Raw genomic sequence first — 23,633 nt, 5'->3', positions numbered from 1 at the left:
TATGAATACGTCTAGCCTCGTTAGCACAAAGCACAATATTGGTAGAGTAAAGTCACGCTATCGCTTCTTTTTTGAAGAAAATAGTTACAGTGTATTTATGTCACTGTTACTTACTGTGGCTTACTTTGTTTTGCATGCCTTTATTAAATTAGAGCGTATCGATTTTGATAATGCTTTTTATCGTTACTTTCCACAATTAAAACCGAACCGTTTTCGCCTTGGTGACCCAATTCGCTTTATGATTCAATTAACCTTTCTTACGCTAGTAAAGTTTAAACGTGATGGTAAACAAGCTGTTGAGAAAGAATCAAAATATTCCATTTTCAAAATTTTGCCGCTATTTATCGACTGGGCAATGCGATTCGATAAATGGTTTACCCTGCGCGTGCGGCAATCACTTAACAAAGAAATCAATGAAAATACCCAAACCGGATTTCAAAAATTAACCTCCGCCGATTTTTGGGAAAAACCTCATATCACTAAGATACTGCTTGCTGCGGTACTTTTTTTATTGGCGATATTTATTACGGTTCCTTTTTCCCTTGAAGCGCAAGCGATCTTTATGAGTTTGATCTTATTTATCGCCTACTCGTTGCGAGGTATAAAAGGACCATTACCGACAATTGTAATGATAACCTTGTCAATCACGACCTCTACCCGTTACATTTGGTGGCGCGTAAATGAAACGCTGAATTGGGGTGATCCTATTGCGTTGTTTTTAGGGTTTGGCTTACTTGCTGCAGAAGCGTATGCTTGGTTTATTCTAATTTTGGGCTTTTTCCAAACCATGCGCCCGTTAAAACGCAAACCGGTTAAGCTTCCTAAGGACACCAGTAATTGGCCTACTGTTGACGTTTACATTCCAACCTATAACGAGCCTTTAAGTGTTGTAAAACCAACGACTATCGCAGCTCTGGCGCTAGACTGGCCGGAAGACAAGCTAAATGTGTATATTCTTGACGATGGCAAGCGAGACGAGTTTAAAGAATTCGCCGCTGAGATTGGTGTTGGCTATATTGTTCGCCCAAACAACTTTCACGCTAAAGCAGGTAACCTAAACCATGCAATGCGTTACACTGATGGTGAGTTAATTGCCATTTTCGACTGTGACCACGTACCTGTACGTTCGTTCTTACAGATGACCATTGGTCAATTTGTCGAAGACCCTAAAATGTGTCTGGTGCAAACACCACACCATTTTTTCTCTGCCGACCCGTTTGAAAAGAACCTCGGTAATTTTGCCCAAACGCCCAACGAAAACATGCTGTTTTACGGTCTAATTCAAGACGGAAACGACTTATGGGATGCTACATTCTTCTGTGGTTCTTGTGCTGTAATTCGTCGCAGTGCAATTGAAGAAATTGGCGGCTTCGCATTTGAAACAGTAACAGAAGATGCTCACACAGCACTCAAAATGCAACGTAAAGGCTATCGCACCGCTTACATTAATATTCCACAAGCTGCCGGGCTTGCTACTGACAGTTTGTCGACCCACGTGGGCCAGCGTATTCGTTGGGCGCGGGGTATGGCGCAAATATTTAGGGTGGATAATCCTTTGCTTGGGCGCGGGCTCTCGTTAAGCCAACGTTTTTGTTATTTGAACGCGGCAATGCACTTTTTCTCTGGTATTCCGCGCATCGTGTTTTTAACGGCTCCTTTGGCACTCATTTATTTTGACGCCTATATTATTTATGCGCCGTTTTTAGCAATTTTACTGTACGTGGTGCCAACCCTAATGCAGGTTAAAATTACCAACTCCCGAATCCAAGGTAAATGGCGTTATTCATTTTGGGGGGAAGTATATGAAGCAGTGCTTGCTTGGTATATTTTAAAGCCTACAACCGTGGCACTTTTTGCGCCTAACAAAGGTAAGTTTAACGTAACCGAAAAAGGTGGTTTAACCGATAAAGACTTCTATGATTGGGAAATCTCAAAACCATACCTTTTTCTCGCAACAATTAACTTGATTGGCTTAGTTGTTGGTGTTTTTCGCATATTTTTTGGCGACCCCGTTCAAATCGGCGTATTGTTAATCAGTATGGCATGGGCACTATATAACTTTATGATTTTAGGTGCAGCGATTGCGGTTGCGGCAGAAGCAAAACAAGTAAGACGCTCACACCGTATTACGGCGAACTTCCCTGCTGCGCTACGCGATGCGAATGGCAGAACATACAAAGTACGCGTAACCGATTTTAGTGATGTTGGTGTAGGCGTACAGTTGCCAGCTGATGATTTAATTAATGTGGAAACTGATGTTGACCTTATTATGTCACGTGGACGCCGACAGTTTTCATTTCCGTGTAAAGTGATAAACGCACGTAAAAATCGAGTCGGATTGATTTTAAGTAATCTGACACTAGAGCAAGAGAAAAACTATATTGAATCAACCTTTAGTCGCGCTGATGCGTGGCTCGGTTGGCAAGAGAATTTTACGCATGACCTTCCCTCTGAAAGTTTTAAGCATGTAAAACAAACCAGTATCCGTGGTTTTAAAAGCTTAATTCTTCATGCACCAGCGAAAGTAAAGAAATACATAACAAAGATTGGTAATATTTTAATTTTGGTTGGCTCATTTATGCCGCAAAAGCCAAAACTGGGAAATTTAAATTATGAAAGTGCTAACTAAAGTAGCAGGAAGCATATTGGCGCTCAGTTCGCTGTGTAGTATCAATGGCTACGCAACAACAAGCGGCAACAATGCAACAGGCAACTTTGCCCGCAACGCAATCAAAATTGCTGAAAATAAAGAAATATACAAACAAGGTTACCCTGAGGCAGGTCCTCAAAGTACCTTGTCTTATACATTTGAGCAATTGAACCGACCTGATATGCGTTTGCGCGGAGTGCAAGCAAGTCGTACGGTTGATTTTACTAACCGTGTTGATCACATTATTACCGATTTAAGTCTCGACTTTGCATTTACCAGCTCACCTGCATTGATCAAAGAACTTTCCCATTTAAAGGTGTATTTAAATGAAGAAGTTATGGCGACAATTCCGGTCACCGACGCGAGCCCAGATAAAGTTAACGAAGGCATGCAGCGCCATAGCATTAAGCTTGAGCCTAAATTCGTTGAAGACTTTAACACCCTCAGATTTGAGTTAATTGGTCACTATACCCGTGAATGTGAAGACCCATTTCATTCCAGTATTTGGGCTGATATTAGTCGTACCAGTCGCATTACCTATACCGAGCAGCAATTACCATTTGAGAGCTTACTCGCTCAGTTCCCAGAACCGTTTTTTGATGAACGTGATTATGCTCAGTTAACACTGCCGTTTGTATTTAACGAAACGCCAGATAACACAACCTTGCACGCTGCAAGTATTTTAAGCTCATGGTTTGGCGCAAAGGCAAACTGGCGTGGTGCAAAATTCCCAGTTAACTACAATGCACTACCAAGTTCACACAGTGTTCTTTTTGCAACCAATGATAATCGCCCTGATTTCTTGGCGGATTATCCAGGTGTTGATGGCCCTGTTGTTGAAGTAATCGCAAACCCAGAGCATCGTTACCAAAAACTCTTGTTAATCTTAGGCCGTAATAGTGATGACTTAAAAGTTGCAGCGGAAGGCTTAGCATTAGGCTTGCCAATGATGACTGGCCGCACTGCAAAGATTAACAAAGTTGAATACATTGAGCCGCGTAAAGCTTACGACGCGCCGCGTTGGATCCGCTCAGATCGCCCGGTTCGTTTTGGCGAATTGGTCGAGTATAAAAATCAACTTCAAGCTGTTGGCTACAGTGCACCACCAGTAAAACTAGATGTACGTGTCGCGCCCGATTTATTCACTTGGTACACCGACGGTTTACCAATCGAATTAAAATACCGCTATACACCACCAACAGATAAAGGTGTTTCACGCCTTAATATGTCGATTAACCAAGAGTATGTGCAAGGTTACAAACTCGACCCGAATGAGTACTCAACGTTAGTCGATGAAGATATTCGTATTCCACTGCTATCGACCGATGATACCGATAAAGAACGTTACTTTACCGTACCCGGTTTTAAAGTGGATATTAAAAATGACGTAGCCTTTGAGTTCTTATTCTCAACTGAAAAAGAAGGTTTTTGTCAAACTACCGCACCTGAGGGCACCATAGGCGCAATTGACGAGAACTCTACAATTGATGTCTCTGATTATCACCATTATATTGCGATGCCTAACTTGCATGCTTACGCACAAGGTGGTTTTCCATTTACTAAGTTTGCAGATTTAAGCGAAACCTTAATTGTTTTACCACAATCACCTAACCGTGATGAAGTAGAAACCTTGCTTACTGCAACAGGTCACTTAGGGCAAACAACGGGTTACCCATCACTAAAAGCAACAATCCTCACCGATAACGGTGCAGACATTGATTTTGACGATAAAGATATCTTGCTCATTGGCTCGCAAACAGGTGCTGAAAGTTTTGCTCAGAACGAGCATATGTCGGTGCTGATTAATCACTCTCTACGTGAAATAAAACAAGCAATTTATGAAACGCAACCATACAAGTACGCTAAGAGCAATGAAGATGCCTCAACGCAAGTATCACTCGAGAGTTATGGTTCACTTGCAGCGATTGCAGGGTTCCAATCGCCGTTTAACGACGAGCGTAGTGTCGTTTCAATTATGGCCGCAACCAGCAATGATTTGGGGCTTATCAACAACACCCTAATTGATGGCGCTAAATTAATTGAAGTGCAAGGCACTGCAACAATTATCAACCCATATAAAGTGCATCAATCGCATTTAGGTGAGCGCTACTATATTGGATCGTTACCGCTGCACACACTTATTTGGTTCCACTTATCAGATCATCCGCTGTTATTAGCATTTATGACCATTCTTACATTACTTATTTTATCTGTTATCTTATGGCGTGTTCTCAATACGTTAGCGCGCAAACGTGTTGGTGAGAAGGAAGACTAAATATGAAAAAGTTACTCATTGTATTATTGCTTCTAATGCCGACATTGCTAAAAGCAGAAAGTTGTATGGTGTGGCCTGAGTGGCAAACGTTTAAAAACAATTTTATCTCAAAAGATGGTCGCGTAATTGACCTTGGTTCTGAGAAAAACATTACCACCAGTGAAGGTCAATCTTACGGTTTATTCTTCGCACTCGTGGCGAACGATAAAGAAACCTTTGATAAACTGCTTAATTGGACCGAGCGTCACCTTGCTGAAGGTGATTTAAGCGCACGTTTACCTGCATGGCTTTGGGGCCGTAAAACGCCAACCAGCTATGGGATTTTAGATTCTAACCCTGCGTCTGATTCTGATTTATGGATAGCCTACGTGCTAGCAGAAGCAAGCCGTTTATGGAATGAACGTCGTTATGCGGTACTTGCTGCAGTAATGGCAAAGCGCATTTTAAAAGAAGAAACCGAGTTTTTACCGGGACTAGGATTAACCCTATTGCCTGCCCCTTATGGCTTTGAAGTAGGCGAACAAACATGGCGTTTAAACCCAAGTTATTTGCCGCCGTTTATTTTCCAGCGCTTTGTTGAGCTCTATCCAAGCCAACCATGGCAAGAAGTACTCAATTCATCATTGGTTGTGCTTTCAGAAAGTGCGCCAAAAGGCTTTAGCCCAGATTGGGTGCTATACAATCCCAAAAAAGGCTTCCACTTCACTAAAAAGCACAATGGTGAGGGTAACTTCAATGCTATTCGCAGTTATTTATGGGTTGGTTTGTTAGCTGATGATGTTAGTTACAAAGAGCAGCTGTTGTTCAAATTTGACCCAATGGCGCGAAAAGTAAGTAGCAGTCGCGCAGTACCACTCAACACCTATGCTAAAACAGGACGTACTGCAAAAACTGGCCCTCTTGGCTTTCAAGCAGCGATTCTACCTTTTATGAAATCATTTGGTGATCGCGTAACCGCAAGTATGATTAATCAAAAAATCAACGCCAACATAGACTATGAGCTGCGAAATAATTATTACAGCAGTGTACTCACATTGTTTGGCACCGCCGCAACCAATGCACGTTTTGAGTTACTAAATGACGGTTCGTTAGTGCCGGCATGGAGCACCGAATGCAACTAAGAGCGGCAGCATTATTAGTAAGCTGTTTACTTGGCCAACAACTGCATGCCAGTGAAGGCCTTGATGCTCAGCCTATTAGTTGGCTTTTAGAACAAGTTGAACTCGGCGAGGCACAACAAAAACCACAACTGGTGATTGATAGTCTCGCCCGATTAGAGCAAGTTGAGCCTGGCAGCCTCGATATTCGCGCTGCCTGGATCCGCTACTACTTCGAGCAAGGTGAAACAGAAAAAGCCGTTGAAGAGCTCAAAGCATTTAAAAAAGATGAACCGTTTTATCCGTATATTCAACGCTTAGATAGCATTGCGTATATTCACTCACCTGAAGGTAAAGAAAAACTGCAAGCTGTGCGCTTATTGGCTCGCGCAGGTCAATCAAAAGAAGCAGCAAAGCAATTTAAAGCGTTATTTCGCGGCGAAATACCAACGGCGAGATTAAAGTTTGAATATGCCAACATACTTTCCGCCGATCCCAATAGTTGGCAACAAGCAAAAAAGTTATTTACTAAGCTGACGCAACGCTACCCTAATACGGCACAGTTTGAAGTAGCCTATGCGCGCCATATCTTAAAGCGAAAACCCACTGACAAAAAATCGCTGGCTATATTGCGTAAATACGCAACCCATTCGCAAATGCGCATTGAGGTTGAGCGAGTATGGTTAAATGCGTTAGAAGATATGCCAATTAGCACCTTTACTCGCTCACAATACAGTTACTTTTTTAGCCTCTATCCACAAAGTGATTTAGGTAAATTGCAGTACGAAGTATTTAGTGAAAAATTAGTTGCACAACTAAAGCTAGAAGCCGACCCTAACTACCAAGCCTGGCAGCGCGCAAAACGCCATATGGCAAAAGAAAACTACGCACTTGCAGAAAAGCTGTTACGCAAAGCAGCCGCAGGCAGACCAAAAGACGCTGATATTGTGGGCGACCTTGGCCGTAGTTTAATGGCACAAGGCAAACATGCCGATGCCCAACAATATTTTAGCAAGGCCGCCAAACTCGCAGACAGTAGCGATAAATCAATTTGGTTAGGGTTATTAAATACCGCCAAGTTTTGGGGGCTGATCAGTGAAGCAAGATCTGCAATTGATGCCTTAGAGCTGACAAAAGCCGAACAGCTGCTAGCCAGTGCGTTAAAACTTAAAGAAGACACTAATACCGTACTGATTTATTCATCACAGGTAGCACAGGCCAAAGGTGACACAGCTCAGGCGACAAAATACCTGCAAACCGTATTACGCAGTGACCCTAATAATGGCTATGCTCTATCTTTATTGCTTAATATTGTAGAACAGCAACAAAGTATTAATGCACTAGAGCGATTTGAATCAAGTTTAACTAAAAAACAACGCGAAACGGTCAGTGCGGAAATAAACGCTGCAAAAACGGCAATTTACCGTGAACAAGCTGAAGAGCTGTCTGCACGAGGCGAGCCGAAAGAAGCGATTGCACTGCTTGAAAAAGCAATTAAAACCTCACCTACTAATGGCTGGCTTTATTATGACTTGGCCTTTGAGTGGCGTAAGTTAGGTGATATCGACACCAGTAAGAAGGTTTATAATCAAGCGCTTTGGCGTTTTCCAATGAACCCAGAGATTCGCTATACCCACGCACTTTATATGCGTTCGCTAGGCGATTTTCGCGCTGGATTGCAAAGCTTATCTTATGTTCGAGTGAAAGATTACACGCCGCAAATAAAAGAATTAAAAGAGACGTTAGCACTCGGTGAGCAATTTGAACAAGTCGATGTGTTAATTGAGACCGAACAAAAAGCCTCTGCCCTTACCCTATTGCAAGACATCGAAAATCAAAATGATTTAAGTAACCTGCAAACAGCACAAATTGCAGCGCAATGGTACAAACTAGGCATGCATAACCGTGCCACCAGCCAGCTCAAAAGCGCCCTAAATAGCGCACCTAAACTCGACTTCTACTGGTATCAGCTCTACAGTGAATGGTTGCTTAGCGCAGACGACGCCGATGATCTCGATTCATGGTTTGCCAATTTGCATATGGCGCCGGCGCAAACCCAAAGTGAAAAGCGCGAAATTGAAAACTTAAAGGTGCGCTACCAAGTAAAAAAACAGCCTGATCGCGAAGAGATTATCTTAACATCATACCTTAGCAACAACCCATCGAGCATTCCTGCAAATGCACGCTTGCTTGAATTTGCGTTAAATAAAGGTGATTTTGAGCAAGTTGATTTTTTATATGAAAATGCGCACAAATACGGCGAATTAGAGTTCGAAACTGAGTATCAAGTTGCCGAAAAAGCCCTATTTAGTAATAAATATGCGCTGGGTGAAAAAGTAGTTAGACACTTAGTTTATCGCGTTCCGGCAGATGAAAACTATAATCAGCGCCGATTAATGGCCCTGTTACTCGATTTTAAAGATCAAGACAATGCGCTCAGATACCAAAAAGATCTACTCGCACTTTCACCAAGCGATGGCGAATTACTCAATCTTGCAGGCCAAGTAGCCGACAAATTTGGCCAAAGCGAACTTGCGATTGAATACTATCGTCAAGTACTTACAAAACAACGTGTTGATGTTGCCGACAAAAAAGTGCTGCATGACTTAGCACAAGACCAAGAAACCGATACTTGGTACATGCGTTCTGCTCGTTCGGGCATTGCAAAAATTAAAAACCGTACCGATGGGCATATTGCGCTTGCTGGGGACTTTAGCGGCCAAACCAGTACACAAAACGATCATGAATTGGGCTTAGGTGCAGCGTTATTTGAAGGCTACTTCCCATTTTTAGAGGGTCAGTTATTTGTTAAAGCGGATGCCGTTAGCATCTCAGCCCAACAAACTAACTTTTCAGAACGATTTGCCGCAAGTCGTTACGGCACTGGCGCACTTTGCTATGATACTTGCTCGTTATTTAGCATTACCCCTCGCGATCAAGGTGTTGCTTTAGGTGTTGGCTGGCAAAACGAAAACTGGCGTGTGGATATTGGTACCACACCACAAGGCTTCTTAATTTCAAATATCGTAGGTGGCGTGCTCTATCAAAATAGTCTGGGAGACTTTAGCTACGACATTGAAATTGAGCGTAGAGCACTCACTAACAGCGTATTGTCATATGCAGGCCTTGAAGACGTCAATCAAAATGAGATTTGGGGTGGCGTTACCAGCAATGGTATTGCCCTTGGCTTGTATCACGATCTTGGCCTCGATTGGGGTTTTTGGGCGACGCTCGATTATCAGTATTATCAAGGCAAAAATGTACTTGATAACGACCGAAAACGAGCGATGACAGGTGCCTACTATCGCTTTATCCAGCAACCAGACTTTGAACTGTCTGTCGGCACTAACTTGTTGTATTGGGGCTATAAGCATAACCTTTCAGAAGAAACGTACGGCCATGGCGGTTACTACAGCCCACAAAAATACCTTGGTCTGTCAGTGCCTGTTACAGTAGATGGTCGATTTGAGCAGGACTTAGTTTATCGCCTCAAAGTGAACGGTGGCTATTCGCGTACAACCACAGATGCCATTGAACTTTACCCAAACAACCCGGAATTACAAGCTGTTGCAGAGCTCAAAGCAGTTGAAACGGGCATTGAACCAACATTTGCTGCAGATAAAAGCAGTGGATTTTCATGGGGTATTGAGGGCTTAGTTGAATACCGCGTGCAACCTCAATGGTTAATTGGTGCGAGCTTTAATATCGACCGCGCTGATTTTTACGAACCAAATTATGGTCAAATTTACGTGAAGTATTTGTTTAACCCAGTTTACGGTGAGCTGCCATTAGTACCAAGGCTAATCGTGCCTTACGCTAACTATTAATCACATAATTGAAAAAGGGAGCAAAGCTCCCTTTTTTATTTGTTAATTACTGACTTTGACTGCGCCAAAGAGCGGCATAACGCCCTTCTTTTTCAAGCAGTTGTTGGTGTGCCCCCTCTTCCACCAGCTGCCCTTGCTCTAAATAAAAAATGTGATCCGCATCGGTCACAGTTGAGAGGCGATGAGCAATCATAATCGCCGTATGATGGCGTGCCACTTTTTTGATGGTTCGCATTATGGCTTCTTCGTTATGGCTATCAAGTGCTGAAGTTGCTTCATCAAAGACCATAATGGGGGAATCTTTCAATAGTGCCCTCGCAATAGCAACGCGCTGTTTTTCACCTCCTGAGAGCTTTAAACCACGCTCGCCAACATGGGTTTCAAAACCATCGTTAAGCGATTCAACGAAGGTTTTAAGATTCGCTGCTTCACTTGCTGCAATCACTTGCTCTTTCGTTGCCGATAAGTTGCCGTAATGAATATTGTCATAAATACTGGCATTAAATAACACGGTATCTTGTGGCACCACGGCAATAACTTCGCGCAATGAATCTAATTTAACCTGAGCGATATTCTGCCCATCAATTTGAATGCTGCCATTGGTTACATCATAAAACCGGCATAGCAACTTGGTTAAAGTACTTTTTCCAGAACCACTCGGGCCAACAATTGCAACCTTGCTGCCCGCCTTAATATTAAGAGACAGATTATTTAAAATTGTGCGCTCTTTTGCATAACCAAAGCTGACATTTTCAAATGTAATGGCCCCTTGGTTTACCGTCAGTGACTCACTTTTGCTATTGCGCGATACAGATGAGTTAACCTTGAGTAAATCGAACATGTTTTCAATATTGGTGAGCGAGCCTTTAATTTCGCGATAGACAAAACCCAAAAAGTTAAGCGGCATAAATATTTGCATCATAAAGGCATTAACTAATACAAAATCACCTAGGGTCATCGCATTTGCTTCCACATCAAGCGCTGCAAATAACAGCATTGATGTCATCGCTGTCGCAATAACCAATGCTTGTCCGCCATTTAACGCAAACAGTGATAAACGGTTTTTACGGCGCGCTTTTTCCCAAGCCGCAAGCTCAACGTCGTACTCTTTAATTTCGTGTTCTTCGTTATTAAAGTATTTTACGGTTTCAAAATTTAACAGGCTATCAACGGCGCGGGTGTTTGAGCGATTATCCGCCATATTGGCTTCGCGAATAAACTTTAATCGCCAATTAGTCACATACACAGTGAAAGTAATATAAACCACCACTGAAGCCGCAATCACTAGCCCGTATTTAGCGCCATACTTGGTAGTTAAAATACCAATTACCAACATCAGCTCAATTAACGTTGGGCCAATATTGAAAACAAAGAAGCGCATCACAAAACTAATGCCCGATACCCCGCGTTCAATATCACGGGCAAGGCCACCTGTTTTGCGATCTAAATGAAATTTAAGGTCGAGGTGTTGTAAATGGCTAAATACTTTCATACTAATACGGCGCATGGCGCGCTCAGTAACACGGCCAAACAGCATGTCGCGTAATTCAGACAACACCACATTGGCAAGGCGCAGTACACCATAGGCGGCAATTAAACCAACCGTGCCTAATAACACCACATTATTTTGTTGATCTAACGTGTCTACCGTGTATTTCAGCACAAAAGGTAAATAAACACTGGCAAGCTTAGCAAATACTAAGCAACAAAACGCAATAATAATGCGCGTGCGAAATTCTAATAAATAAGGTACAACTTGTTTAAAGACGCGTATATTAAAGCTGTCATTTTCGTTTGGCACAGAAAAACCGCGGCGCATAACTCACTCGTGCTCATTAAGATCAAATATAGGATGTATTATGTATTGGCAAGCAGTTGAACAGCAAATAGAAATCGCACTAAAAACAAAAACGCTCCAGCCACTCACAACACAAAGCCAATCCTTTTTGGATAATAATATTCACTTCACGGTGCACTTACGCGTCGCTAAAAAAATCGATAAACCCCATCAAAGCACGCAAAAGACCAACCCATTTTTACCTCATGAAGAGGCGATGTTTGTAAAAGACTGCCCACCGTCACACAAGCTGCTGTTAAATAAGTTTCCGGTATTAAAACCCCATGCTCTTTTGTGCAGTAAAGAATTTGTGTCGCAGCAAAGCCCATTAACGGAATCTGATTTTTCAGCGTGGCTTGAACATTTAAATTCGCCTTATGATGTTGGCTTTTATAATGCAGGCCCTATTGCTGGTGCGAGCCAAGGGCATCGTCATATGCAGTTAATTCGCTTAGCACATAGTGACACCATTACAGCTATTGCAAAACAACTAGACGACATCAGCTTTGTGCGATTTGGCCCTCTAAATTTAGCGCTGTGTATCAAGTATTATCAACAAGCGCTTCAACAATTTGCTTTAAATAAAAGTGATATTGAGAGCGGTGCATACAACCTAATTATACATAAAGACTTATTCTGGTTAGTGCCACGAAAAACCGCGCATATCGAATCAATATTCGCTAACGGACTTAATTTTTGCGGCCATTTTCTGGTAAAAGATGAAGCGCATCTACACTGGTTAACGGAGCACGGTTTTATCGTGTTTTTAAGAGGCCTGTGCCAAGACCTGCATAAATAAACGGCAAAAGTGCATACAAACAGGTCAAATCTGTTAGATAAGGGCTTTTGTTTAAAAAACTCTCTAGGTATACTGGCCGGATGCAGTTTGTATTAATAACCTTATTTTACCCCTCGTTCAGTATGTTTATTAACACAAATCTGCTTTTTGGGTAACTGTTACCCAAACATAACTATTGGCCGCCCGTTCAAACCGAAAGGTAGTAACAACAATAATAATATTGGCCACAACAATAATTTGAATTAGGAAGCATACGATGAATTCAGTCCCTAAAGCAGGTGAAATGTTAGGCCACCCGAAAGGCCTATTCCTGCTATTCACTACAGAACTTTGGGAGCGCTTTAGCTACTACGCGATGCGCGCAATCTTAGTACTTTATTTAGTAGACCAAGTATATTCTGAAGGCGGTAACGGTATGGGTTGGACCCAAGCCGATGCACTTTCAATGTATGGTACATTTACCGGTCTTGTTTACCTTACGCCATTAATCGGTGGTTGGTTAGCGGATCAATACTTAGGGCAACGTAAAGCAATTTATATCGGCGGCTTCTTAATGGCTGCGGGTCAATTTATCTTAGGTACGCCGCACGCATGGGTACCTGGCATGGAAACGGAAGCGTTCTATGTAGGTTTAGGTCTATTAATTGCTGGTAACGGTTTATTCAAGCCAAATATTTCAACCATGGTTGGTGATTTATATGAAGAAGGTGATAACCGTCGTGATGGCGCATTTACTATCTTCTATATGGGTATCAACGTAGGTGCTGCACTTTCTGGTATCGTAGTAGGTTCAGTTGTTGCACATTATGATGGTAACTACCAAGCGGGCTTCATTTGTGCCGGTATTGGTATGATCTTCTCATTGATTATTCAATTCTTATTTGCGCAAAAACTACTTGGTAACATAGGTACAATCCCTGCGGCTAAGTTAGAAAAGCAACAACAAACAGAAGTACGTAAAGAGCCATTAACTGCTGTTGAGCGCGACCGCATTAAAGTAATCATGGTATTAGGCCTTTTCACTGTTGTTTTCTGGGCAGGCTTCGAGCAAGCTGGCGGCTTAATGAATATCTTCACTAACGAATACACAGACCGTAACATTGGTAGCTTCGAAGTACCGACTACGTGGTTCCAATCTTTAAATGCGATTTTCATCGTTGTATTTGCTCCGGTAATTGCGTCTATCTGGATCCGTCTTGGTAACAAAGAACCTAACTCACCAGTTAAATTTGCACTTGGCCTTATCTTATTAGGTATTGGTTTTGTATTTATGATGGGTGCGGTTATGGAAATGGACGGTGACCCATCAAACAAATCAAGCATGTGGTGGTTAGTAGGTGCATACTTCTTCCATACAATGGGTGAATTATGTTTATCACCAATTGGTTTATCAATGGTAACTAAACTAGCTCCGCTACGTATTGCATCATTAATGATGGGTGCTTGGTTCCTATTTATTGCTATTGCTAACAAAGTTGGTGGTATCGTTGGTTCATTTATTGGCCACGGCGATACGACTAAAGAAGAGCAACTTGCAAATGCAATGTCTATCTTTGGCGGTATCTTTATTACTGCGATTGCTTCAGGTGTTTTACTGTACTTTATGGCAGATAAACTTGTTGATTGGATGCACGGTGCAGAAGATCACCACCACACTGAAGAAGAAGTGTTAGAAGAAGAGCTTGAAGTAACAGCAACTCGTTAATAACGCACTTATTGCAAAAAAAGGCCTATAGTTTCTATAGGCCTTTTTTTATGTCATTAAGTGTAATTGAAGCTTGGCTGCCAGATATGGTATTTTCCACTCTCAATTTAATTCTTTTGGGTGATATGTGAAAACTTCGAAGCTTTTAAGTTCATTACTAATATGTTTAGTGCTGAGTGCATGTGGTGGTGGCGAAACTGAAAAAGTATATGTGCCAGATCTAGAACAAGGTGGCTCAATCACACCATCGATGAGTTTAAACGCCAGCTTTGATAATGGCAGAATGGCGCTGCGTATACCCAAAGGTGTTTCAGACAGTGATTTCACCTTAAAAGTTACCACTTCACAAAGCGCGCCTTCAACGCAAACGCAACAGGTAATTTCAAACACCTATACGCTCTCTCCTGAAGACAAAACACTACTCAACCCAATTGAAATGGAAGTGTTTGTTGATTTAACTGAATATCAACAAGGCAAAGTGTATTTAGCCCGTTTAGAAAATACAACTTGGTATCCCATTACCAGCAGTGTCGGTGCTGCAAGCGTTAAAGCTAATCTTAGTCAACTTGGTCAATATGCGGTGCTTTTTGAGCCAAAGCGCGAATTAGAAATTAGTAAAGTGATTGGCCCAGAGTGTGATGCCAATGCCAATGAGCAAGCGCTACGCTTTATTCATGTTGCCGATTTACACTCTCGTTTTGGCTATAAAGAACAACTCTTCAGTCGCATAAAAGGCCACTACCAAAATGCCAAATCAGCACAGCCGTATACCTTATTCACTAATGGTGGCGACGACTATGAAAAAGGCACAGTAGCAGAACAAATTTCACAAGGGCTTGCCACGGTCGATGCGATAAAAGCAATGGAGTTTGATGTGCGTGTTGTTGGTAACCACGATTATGCCTGGGGACCAGCACAACTGTTAGATTATGCCAATGACGATCATGCCATTGTGCTTGCCAGTAATACACGCTATACCGGCAATGACGAAAACGGCTTCGCCGCTGTTGATTTTGCCGCGGTGCAAGTAGGTTGTTTAAAAGTTGGCTTTTTTGGTATGACATCAGTACCATGGAACGAGCTCGATGAGCCCTTACAAACCGCTCCGATTCCAGATTTTATCCCCGACTTTAAAATGAACTGGGACTGGACTTCCGTTGCACAAAGTATTGTTAATACCTATCGTGAAGATGTTGATTTTATGGTTATGCTTAGCCACATGGGTATAGGTGGCGACACCCGTATTGCCGAAAACATCACTGGCGTTAATTTAGTATTAGGTGGCCATACCCACGGTGGTGAAAGTATTCAGGCACTCGATAACGGTGCGCTGGTTATTCAGCCAAACTTTTTTGCGCAAGGCCTAACGGACTTAACCCTGACGATAAATACCGATTCAAACACCATTACTAACTATGACTACAAAACATATTTAACGAGTAATATCGATGTCGTTGACCAACAAATGGTCGGCACTATTGAGCAAATTATGGGGCGCTACGCGCCTGATACTAATACCGCTATTGCCTTTTCTGAAAATTACCCTAATGAAGCGCAAACCGCCGAAATTTTAGCAAATGCAACATTCTTTACCCACAGTGTCGATGCCGCCTTGTTTGACCCAATTCAAGTACAAAACCGTTGGACTCCGGGCAAACTAACTCAAGAGAAATTTCACGAGATCTACTATGTTGAAAGGCAGCCATCTGATACGCCTGGGTTTAACGCACTTTATGAAGTCTCTGTTTCTGGCAGCGAGCTAAACCAAATGCGTTTAGCGCAGCCAGAATGGGTATTTAAACTGGCAAGTGATAAATCTATCAGCAATGACAAAACCTATCGCTTAGCACTACAAAAAGGCCCTGCCTATAACGGCAGCCTGTTCTTCTCGGGGGTTACGTTACCGACTCCTACAGAATTATCGGAATCTTGGTGGGCGCTAGATCAATATGCCCGCCAGCGAACCAGCCAATGTGTGCATATTGATACCAACCAACCGTTAAATAGCTGCCTTGAAGATAACTATGTCACAATTTGGAATTTCAATGATTTAGATGCGCCATTTAATGCCGACTTTGGCCCGAGTGAACTGAGCTATTTTGATCCACTCAATAAAGATTGGGGGCCGGAACGCAGTCCATTTGTAAGCACCAGCGATGCCAATATTGCAGATCTACCCGATGGCGGCTCTGGCGTGCTGGCTTTTGGTCGTCATAGCCCATCGCAAGGCTTGGCATTAAAGCACAATGTGCCCGCTAACGGCGATTTTTACCAAAACAATAAAGTAGCCGATTACACCTTAGTAATGGATATTATGTGGCCGCAAAGCAGTAGCAATGAATTCCGTGGGCTACTGCAAACAGACCCGCTTAACAACAACGATGCGGATCTATTTGTTGACCGCGATACCAATGGCGTGGGTATCACAACCCGTGATAGTGGCTTCTTTGGTAACCTACAACCAAACACTTGGTATCGCGTGGCGATTGTGTTTTATAGCGCGCCTGAAAATGGGGTTTTAAAAGTATTTATTAACGGTGAGTTAGTCGGTGAAAAAGACGAAGGTGAAATCGGTGAACGCTGGGCTCTCAGTAATACCTTGTTACTGCTTACAGACGACACTTATGAAACTGAGCCGGGCTATTTAAACGCACTGCTTTTTGCTGGACGTAGCTTCGATGCAGATGAAATAGCCAATCTTGGCGGCCCAAGTAAAACGATGCGGTTTAATCAAAGTACTCGGGCACTCAATCAAAAAGTGGAACGTCACAGTGAAAGTGTTGCCACGATGGCGATTAATCCCTGGTTAAAACAACGTGAAAAGTTCTTTAAGGCAAAAAAATAGGGATTTGATAAAAAGGGCCTACGCCCCTTTTTTTTGTGCGTACGCATCGCTTTCTCAAAATTGTAAATAAAACTGCACAAAAATGAGCAAAAATCACACGCCATTAACAGTGCTACATTTTAGCCTGTTTTTATCTACTCACCATTCACACCGCAGAAATCAAAATTTTACTCGTTCAAAATAGGCTGTTTTTTACGCACCAATAAATCGCAATAAAAGAAACAGCTAAATATTGCCTTTTTTGTATTTAAAAGTTTACAAAAAGCCACCCCTAGCAAAATCACCTTAGCTCTTTTCCTTTTACAACTTTTGCATAATTATCTAGCCAATTCGTGTTTAAAGAGTTGGCCACTCGAAACGTAATAAGCCATCTCTCACTCTTTAGGGGACAAAAAATGACTCAAGTAAATAACCCACTCGGTTTATTAGGTATCGAATTTACTGAATATGCGACACCAGATGCAGATTATATGGACAAGATCTTTGCAGACTTTGGTTTTTCAAAACTGAAAAAGTTTAAAGGTAAAGACATCACCTACTACAACCAACATGATATTCATTTTTTACTAAACAATGAGCGTGATGGTTTTTCAGCTGAATTTGCTAAATCACACGGCCCGGCAATTTGTTCAATGGGCTGGCGTGTAGCTGATGCACAAAAAGCATTTGATGTTGCTGTTGAGCGCGGTGCAAAGCCTGCAACAGATGCGGCTAATAAAGATTTACCATACCCAGCAATTTACGGTATTGGTGACAGCCTAATTTACTTCATCGACGTATTTGGTGATAAAGGCTCTATCTATGCAAATGACTTTGAAGACTTAGCTGAGCAAAACATTGTTGAAGACAAAGGTTTCCTTCGCATCGACCACCTTACTAATAATGTTTACAAAGGCACTATGGAAACATGGGCGAACTTCTACAAAGACGTATTTGGTTTTGAAGAAGTACGTTACTTCGACATTAAAGGTCAGAAAACAGCACTACTGTCTTACGCACTTAAGTCACCATGTGGCACATTCTCGATTCCAATCAATGAAGGTAAAGACGATAACAACAACCAAATTGATGAATATCTAGATGAATACAATGGCCCAGGTGTTCAACACTTAGCGTTTTTAACTAACGACTTAGTGGGCTCACTAGATATGCTTGACCAAACAAACATTGCAACTTTAGATATCGTAGATCATTACTACGAGACTATTTTTGACCGTGTTCCTTGGGTTAAAGAAGACAAAGATAAAATCAGAGAGCACCAAATTCTGGTAGACAGCCAAAGCGAAGATTGTTACTTACTGCAAATCTTCACTAAAAACCTATTTGGCCCAATCTTTATCGAAATGATCCAACGTGTTGACGATGGTGGCTTTGGTGAAGGTAACTTCCAAGCATTGTTCGAATCAATCGAGCGTGACCAAGAGCGCCGTGGTGTTCTCTAAGTTAAGATAAGCTAACAACATAAAAAGCAGCTTTCGTCTTTTTTGACCAGGCTGCTTTTGCTATTTCAAGGCTAACATGTTTTCAAACTTGAATTTATTAATTCAATCGCCATATTTAGCCTAAGCCAATAAAAGCAAAAGGAAAGACTATGTCTTTTATCAATGAAACGCACGATATTAATTTAAAAAGCTGGATAAGCAGCGCAAACGTTGCTGGCAATGACTTCCCAATTCAAAACCTGCCATTTGCTTCTTTCCGTCGTAAAGGATCATCAGAAGAATTTCGCGGTGGTGTCGCAATTGGTGACCAAGTATTAGATTTAGCCGTAGTTGCAGATGCGGGCATTTTCTCAGGCATTGCTCAAGAAGCTGTAATTGCTGCCAACGCACCTGCACTCAACGAATTTATGGGCATGGGTAAGGCACATTGGTCTGCTCTACGTTTAGCGCTTTCAAAAGCACTACGTGAAGGTTCTGAGCAGCAAAGTGCTCTTGAATCTGCACTTGTAGCACAAGATGACGTTGAATATGCACTTCCGTGCCATATTGGCGACTACACCGATTTCTACACATCGATTTACCACGCAACAGCCGTAGGTAGCTTATTCCGCCCTGATAACCCGCTTTTACCTAACTACAAATGGGTGCCAATCGGTTATCACGGTCGCGCATCATCAATTGGCGTGTCAGGTCAAAGCTTCCCTCGTCCAAAAGGGCAAACTAAAGCGCCTGATGCAGACGTACCGTCATTTGGTCCTGCAAAACGCATGGACTATGAGCTTGAGCTAGGTATCTACCTTGGTAAAGGCAACGAGTTAGGCGATGCAATTAGCATTGAAGATGCAGAAGATCATGTATTTGGTTTCTGTTTATTTAATGACTGGTCTGCGCGTGATTTACAAGCGTGGGAATATCAGCCGCTAGGACCATTCCTTGCGAAAAACTTCGCATCAACTGTATCGCCTTGGATTGTCACTACTGAAGCGTTAGCGCCTTACCGTACACAGTGGCATCGTGATGAAAACGATCCACAGCCGCTTGACTACCTTGAGTCTTCACACAACCGTGAAGCAGGCGCATTCGATATTCAGATGGATGTGTTACTTGAATCTGAAAAAATGCGTGCTGACGGTGCTGCACCAAGCAAGCTTTCTGAGTCAAGCTTCAAACACAGTTACTGGACAGTAGCGCAAATGGTGACACACCACACGGTAAATGGCTGTAACTTTATTCCAGGTGACATGCTAGGTTCAGGTACTCAGTCAGGCCCTGAACATGAAGAAGCAGGTTCAATGCTTGAACTATCTCGTGGTGGTAAAGAAAGCATTAAACTGAACAATGGCGAAGAGCGCAAGTTCTTGGAAGATGGCGATAAAGTGATTATGCGTGGTTGGTGTGAAGCCAACGGCTTTAACCGCATTGGCTTTGGCCGCGTTGAAGGCACAGTTTTACCTGCCAAGTAACCTCCTGCCCTTTTTAGGTGGCAAGCAAATTGCCACCTAATACTCCTTTTTAAGTCGTATTTCAAAAATTTTCCTGGATTTTTTGCAGTATGTTGGTATCTTGTACCGGTTAACTTGCCTGCTAATTAATAATAATCAAAGGCAGTATATTTAACTACGTCGGTTTTCATAATGTTAAAAGCACTTTTTCCAGATAAACAGTTACTGATCCGCCAAAACGGTGACGTAAAATACCTTACTTTGCCAAGCTGGCTGCAAGTAACGCTATTTTTCGTAGGTCTTGCTGTGTGCATTATTGCTGGTGCGGGTAGTTATCAATACGTTGAGCTAAATGGCGTGATCACCGAACAACAGCAAGTCATTGAGCAAAAACAATCTGAACTTGATGCGCTACACCTATCCTATCGTGAAAAGCACAGCGAACTTTCAAGTCGCATTTCTCAAATTGATGAAAAATCGCAACTAATGACCAATATGCTTGAGTCATTACCTGAAGCGCAGCAAGAAGAATTTCAGGCGCAACAAGACGCCACACAAAAAGAAAGCCCAACAGTTCAAACAGAGCAACAAGCGAAAACATCTGGCACCGAAACAAAGCCTGTAGACGCTGGCGCGACAAAAAAAGCGCAAGATAAAAAACAAGATATCAAACCTGAGCCTAAGGCTGAAAGTGAAGGTGAATCTGACACGCAAGATGACAGCACTAGCGAAGAAACCATTGAAAGTGACATCGCGCGTGAAAACCAACTGCTTGATACTCAGTTTACTACTCTTTCTCAAGTTGTCGATGGCCGTACTGAGAGCCTATTAAAAGCGTTGGAAAAAGCTGGGGTTGACCACACAACCTTAATTAACAAAGAGTTAGATGAAACAGCTCAAGGTGGTCCATTTAATGCGGTTGATGCATCTGTATTGAGTAAAGAGCAGCAAGCGTTATTAGATAAAATAGTAGTACTTAATCAGCTAAGCGGTAACCTTGAATTACTACCGACCAGTTTGCCGGCTAAAGCATTTTATGTTTCAAGTAGCTATGGCCTACGTACCGACCCTGTTACCAAGCGCAGAGCAATGCACCGCGGCGTTGATTTAGCTGGCTGGCACAAAACTGAAATTTTTGCCCCAGCACATGGCACAGTAAAACGTGCAGGTCGCAATGGCGGCTATGGTAAATTTATCGAAATTGAACATAAGAATGGATTCGTAACACGCTACGGGCATTTGGCTAAAATTAACGTAAAACGTGGACAAGAAGTACAAAAGGACCAAGTTATCGGGTTAATGGGTAACTCAGGACGCAGTACAGGCACCCATTTACATTATGAAATTTTACACAATGAAAAACACATTAACCCGTTAAAATTAACTAAGGCATTTGAGAATGTTCTCCAATAAGAAAAAAAATTCGTTTCCTTCTATTATCTCATCAGACGTTGAAATCTCCGGGACAATTAACAACTCAGGCACAATTCAGTTAGAAGGCTGCATCATTGGCGAAGTGAATGTACAAAGCCTAACTATCGGCAATGACGGCCGTGTAGAAGGCGATATAAACGCGCAAGAAGTAATTGTAAAAGGTACCGTTAAAGGCACGATTAAGGCTAAAAAAGTGGTATTAGAGCAGTCGGCAAATGTAGTTGGCGATATTTTTCACGACACTATTAGCATTCAAGAAGGCGCTTCAATTCAAGGCTCTATGACACAAGCAGCAACGCCTGTAGTAACAAATACTGAAGAAAAAGCACCAAAAAAAGAAAAGAAGACAGCCTAAATGACTTTATTACGTAATACCCTACTCGCGCTTACATCAGCCGCTATTTTATCTGCATGTTGGTTTCAAGATCCTGCTGTAAAGCAAGTTGAACAATTTATTAGTGAACAAAAAGTCGATAAACAAGATGAGAAATGGCGCACCAAATTAACGCTGCCGCCAAAACTTGAATTTGCACAAGACACAACCTATTACTGGGTACTTAAAACAAGCTTAGGCGAAATGAAGTTTGAACTGTTTCATAAAACAGCGCCTATGCATGCCTCAAGTACGATTTATTTAACCAAGCTTGGCTTTTACGATTCACTGACGTTTCATCGTGTTATTAGCGATTTTATGGCGCAAGGTGGTGATCCACTTGGCAATGGGCAAGGTTTCCCAGGATATCGTTACGGCGGTGAATTTGAACCTTTAGTATCGCATGATCAAAAAGGCTTATTGAGCATGGCCAATGCCGGTCCAAATACCGACGGTAGCCAGTTTTTTATTACCTTTCGCGCAACTCCGCACCTAGATGGCAAACATACCGTGTTTGGCAAGCTAGTTAGCGATGAAGCAGTGTTAGATCTGTTTAACGAAAACGCGACACGCTTTGGTAAGCCAAAACAACAACTCATTATCCAATCAGCGCATATTATTACTGAATAACAAACCAGTTAGTAACCAAGCGCTAACCACAAGCCTTAAGCCAACGCTTAAGGCTTGGATCTTCTAAGCATAACGTATACAATTCACCGCCCCTGATAATTGTAGTGAGATTATGCTAAAACTCGCCCTCGTTCTGCTTGTAATCTTTTGCCCAATGGCAATCGACCTTTACCTACCAGCCATGCCTCAGATGGCTGACAAACTCGATACGTCAATTACCAATATTCAATCAAGCATTACTGTTTACATGCTATGCGTGGGCTTTGGACAGCTCTTATTTGGTCCCTTAAGTGACCGTTTTGGCCGCCAAAAAATAGCTATATTTGGCGTTTTTGCTTACTTTGTTGGCTCAGTACTTGCGGCGTTTTCCGATAGCGTCACCTTGCTAATTATCGCCCGTATCATTCAAGGTGTTGGAGCAGCGGCAACATTTGTTAGCACATTTGCGTTAGTGAGAGATAACTACAATGCCAACAAAAGTGCCCAAGTAATTTCTTACTTAAATGGTATTGTCTGCTTTATTCCTGCATTAGCTCCTATTTTAGGCGCTTGGCTAACCTTGCAATTTGGCTGGCAGAGTAACTTTTACTTTTTAGCCGGATTTGCCGCAATCGGATTTATCGTGTTGTTGATTGCAATTCCTAAACGCCCTGCTATTACAACTCAGCAACAAACTGAGGAAAAACTGTCTTATTGGCAAATAATTTCACACCCAACATTTTTGTTTAATGCCACAATTTGCATGCTAGCTATGGGCGCTATTTTGGCATTTGTTGCACAGGCCCCTAACTACTTAATTAACCAACACGGGCTAACCGAGCAAGAATTTACGCTCTGGTTTAGCATTAATGCCACAGTGAGTATTATAGCCAGTTTCACGGCACCGCAATTAATCAAGCGCTCTACATCACTCGCCTTATTATGTGGTTTGTTGCTGATGGTCTGCGCTGCATGTTTGGTTTTACTATTTCAATTTACGTTTGCAAATGTTAGCAGCTTTATGTGTGCAATTTTTGTCGGCTCCATGGGCTATTCGTTCGCTATGGGCGCTGCTGCAGGTAACGCACTAGGGCCTTTTAAAAAGCAAGCAGGCAAAGCATCGGCCTTACTTGGCATGATGCAAATGAGTGGCGCGGGATTAATCGTTAGCTTAACCCAATACCTACCGCTTGCGATTCCATTTATTATTGCGCTGCACTTACTTAGTGTGTTGCCTTTTTTATTAACGCTAAAACGCTATCAAAGCGCGGTAAAACCGTCTTACAACTAGAGATATC

Annotated in this window: 14 protein-coding genes; 13 read left to right on the top strand and 1 reads right to left on the bottom strand. The window is 42.3% G+C overall.

Annotated elements, in window-relative coordinates; all coding sequences use genetic code 11:
- Nucleotide 1 precedes the first annotated feature (1 nt).
- From bcsA to AN214_RS02960, 4 genes are read left to right on the top strand one after another with little or no spacing between them, the layout of a single operon-like run.
- The gene (gene bcsA, locus AN214_RS02975; protein WP_054978359.1) at nucleotides 2-2,629 is read left to right on the top strand and encodes a UDP-forming cellulose synthase catalytic subunit; all 2,628 of its coding nucleotides are present in this window, start codon (nucleotides 2-4) and stop codon (nucleotides 2,627-2,629) included.
- Nucleotides 2,613-4,925, top strand: a complete 2,313-nt coding sequence (gene bcsB, locus AN214_RS02970; protein WP_054978358.1) for a cellulose biosynthesis cyclic di-GMP-binding regulatory protein BcsB — start codon at nucleotides 2,613-2,615, stop codon at nucleotides 4,923-4,925. Before bcsA ends, bcsB begins: the two co-directional genes overlap by 17 nt.
- Nucleotides 4,926-4,927: 2 nt before the next feature.
- The gene (gene bcsZ / locus AN214_RS02965) at nucleotides 4,928-6,046 is read left to right on the top strand and encodes a cellulose synthase complex periplasmic endoglucanase BcsZ (RefSeq protein ID WP_054978357.1); all 1,119 of its coding nucleotides are present in this window, start codon (nucleotides 4,928-4,930) and stop codon (nucleotides 6,044-6,046) included.
- The gene (locus tag AN214_RS02960; RefSeq protein WP_054978356.1) at nucleotides 6,037-9,849 is read left to right on the top strand and encodes a cellulose synthase subunit BcsC-related outer membrane protein; all 3,813 of its coding nucleotides are present in this window, start codon (nucleotides 6,037-6,039) and stop codon (nucleotides 9,847-9,849) included. Before bcsZ ends, AN214_RS02960 begins: the two co-directional genes overlap by 10 nt.
- A 46-nt stretch (nucleotides 9,850-9,895) precedes the next feature.
- On the opposite strand, the gene AN214_RS02955 is transcribed toward AN214_RS02960, so the two are convergent.
- Nucleotides 9,896-11,668 carry an ABC transporter ATP-binding protein/permease gene (locus tag AN214_RS02955; RefSeq protein ID WP_054978355.1) on the bottom strand — a complete coding sequence of 591 codons (1,773 nt, stop codon included), beginning with the start codon at nucleotides 11,666-11,668 and terminating at the stop codon, nucleotides 9,896-9,898.
- A gap of 40 nt (nucleotides 11,669-11,708) precedes the next feature.
- Between AN214_RS02955 and AN214_RS02950 the strand changes: the two genes are divergently transcribed.
- The 9 genes from AN214_RS02950 to AN214_RS02910 all read left to right on the top strand — a co-directional run bounded on the left by AN214_RS02950 (nucleotide 11,709) and on the right by AN214_RS02910 (nucleotide 23,626).
- A complete protein-coding gene (locus AN214_RS02950) occupies nucleotides 11,709-12,485 on the top strand; it encodes a hypothetical protein (protein WP_054978354.1) in 777 nt (258 codons plus the stop codon).
- Nucleotides 12,486-12,741: 256 nt separating this feature from the next.
- On the top strand, nucleotides 12,742-14,190 hold the full coding sequence (locus tag AN214_RS02945) for a peptide MFS transporter (protein WP_054978353.1): 1,449 nt from the start codon (nucleotides 12,742-12,744) through the stop codon (nucleotides 14,188-14,190).
- Between the two features lie 127 nt (nucleotides 14,191-14,317).
- On the top strand, nucleotides 14,318-17,035 hold the full coding sequence (locus AN214_RS02940; protein WP_054978352.1) for a metallophosphoesterase: 2,718 nt from the start codon (nucleotides 14,318-14,320) through the stop codon (nucleotides 17,033-17,035).
- Nucleotides 17,036-17,430: 395 nt separating this feature from the next.
- Nucleotides 17,431-18,477 carry a 4-hydroxyphenylpyruvate dioxygenase gene (gene hppD / locus AN214_RS02935; RefSeq protein ID WP_054978351.1) on the top strand — a complete coding sequence of 349 codons (1,047 nt, stop codon included), beginning with the start codon at nucleotides 17,431-17,433 and terminating at the stop codon, nucleotides 18,475-18,477.
- A 149-nt stretch (nucleotides 18,478-18,626) separates the two neighbouring features.
- Complete coding sequence (gene fahA / locus AN214_RS02930; protein ID WP_054978350.1) at nucleotides 18,627-19,940, top strand: fumarylacetoacetase; 1,314 nt, start codon at nucleotides 18,627-18,629, stop codon at nucleotides 19,938-19,940.
- A 171-nt stretch (nucleotides 19,941-20,111) separates the two neighbouring features.
- On the top strand, nucleotides 20,112-21,332 hold the full coding sequence (locus AN214_RS02925; RefSeq protein WP_054978349.1) for a M23 family metallopeptidase: 1,221 nt from the start codon (nucleotides 20,112-20,114) through the stop codon (nucleotides 21,330-21,332).
- The gene (locus tag AN214_RS02920; RefSeq protein WP_054978348.1) at nucleotides 21,319-21,708 is read left to right on the top strand and encodes a polymer-forming cytoskeletal protein; all 390 of its coding nucleotides are present in this window, start codon (nucleotides 21,319-21,321) and stop codon (nucleotides 21,706-21,708) included. Before AN214_RS02925 ends, AN214_RS02920 begins: the two co-directional genes overlap by 14 nt.
- The gene (locus AN214_RS02915) at nucleotides 21,709-22,356 is read left to right on the top strand and encodes a peptidylprolyl isomerase (RefSeq protein WP_054978347.1); all 648 of its coding nucleotides are present in this window, start codon (nucleotides 21,709-21,711) and stop codon (nucleotides 22,354-22,356) included.
- A gap of 112 nt (nucleotides 22,357-22,468) precedes the next feature.
- On the top strand, nucleotides 22,469-23,626 hold the full coding sequence (locus tag AN214_RS02910; RefSeq protein ID WP_054978346.1) for a multidrug effflux MFS transporter: 1,158 nt from the start codon (nucleotides 22,469-22,471) through the stop codon (nucleotides 23,624-23,626).
- Nucleotides 23,627-23,633 lie beyond the last annotated feature (7 nt).

Source organism: Pseudoalteromonas sp. P1-9 (assembly GCF_001399975.1).
GTDB lineage: Bacteria > Pseudomonadota > Gammaproteobacteria > Enterobacterales > Alteromonadaceae > Pseudoalteromonas.
Note: the sequence above shows the minus strand (reverse complement) of the source record. Positions and strands in the feature narration are given on the sequence as shown.

What these genes read in the sequence shown, in the direction of transcription:
- hppD (WP_054978351.1), top strand. Translation starts at nt 17,431, where the DNA reads ATGACTCAAGTAAATAACCCACTCGGTTTATTAGGTATCGAATTTACT.
- AN214_RS02910 (WP_054978346.1), top strand. Translation starts at nt 22,469, where the DNA reads ATGCTAAAACTCGCCCTCGTTCTGCTTGTAATCTTTTGCCCAATGGCA.
- AN214_RS02915 (WP_054978347.1), top strand. Translation starts at nt 21,709, where the DNA reads ATGACTTTATTACGTAATACCCTACTCGCGCTTACATCAGCCGCTATT.
- bcsZ (WP_054978357.1), top strand. Translation starts at nt 4,928, where the DNA reads ATGAAAAAGTTACTCATTGTATTATTGCTTCTAATGCCGACATTGCTA.
- AN214_RS02955 (WP_054978355.1), bottom strand. Translation starts at nt 11,668, where the DNA reads ATGCGCCGCGGTTTTTCTGTGCCAAACGAAAATGACAGCTTTAATATA.
- bcsB (WP_054978358.1), top strand. Translation starts at nt 2,613, where the DNA reads ATGAAAGTGCTAACTAAAGTAGCAGGAAGCATATTGGCGCTCAGTTCG.
- AN214_RS02945 (WP_054978353.1), top strand. Translation starts at nt 12,742, where the DNA reads ATGAATTCAGTCCCTAAAGCAGGTGAAATGTTAGGCCACCCGAAAGGC.
- fahA (WP_054978350.1), top strand. Translation starts at nt 18,627, where the DNA reads ATGTCTTTTATCAATGAAACGCACGATATTAATTTAAAAAGCTGGATA.
- bcsA (WP_054978359.1), top strand. Translation starts at nt 2, where the DNA reads ATGAATACGTCTAGCCTCGTTAGCACAAAGCACAATATTGGTAGAGTA.
- AN214_RS02960 (WP_054978356.1), top strand. Translation starts at nt 6,037, where the DNA reads ATGCAACTAAGAGCGGCAGCATTATTAGTAAGCTGTTTACTTGGCCAA.
- AN214_RS02925 (WP_054978349.1), top strand. Translation starts at nt 20,112, where the DNA reads ATGTTAAAAGCACTTTTTCCAGATAAACAGTTACTGATCCGCCAAAAC.
- AN214_RS02920 (WP_054978348.1), top strand. Translation starts at nt 21,319, where the DNA reads ATGTTCTCCAATAAGAAAAAAAATTCGTTTCCTTCTATTATCTCATCA.
- AN214_RS02950 (WP_054978354.1), top strand. Translation starts at nt 11,709, where the DNA reads ATGTATTGGCAAGCAGTTGAACAGCAAATAGAAATCGCACTAAAAACA.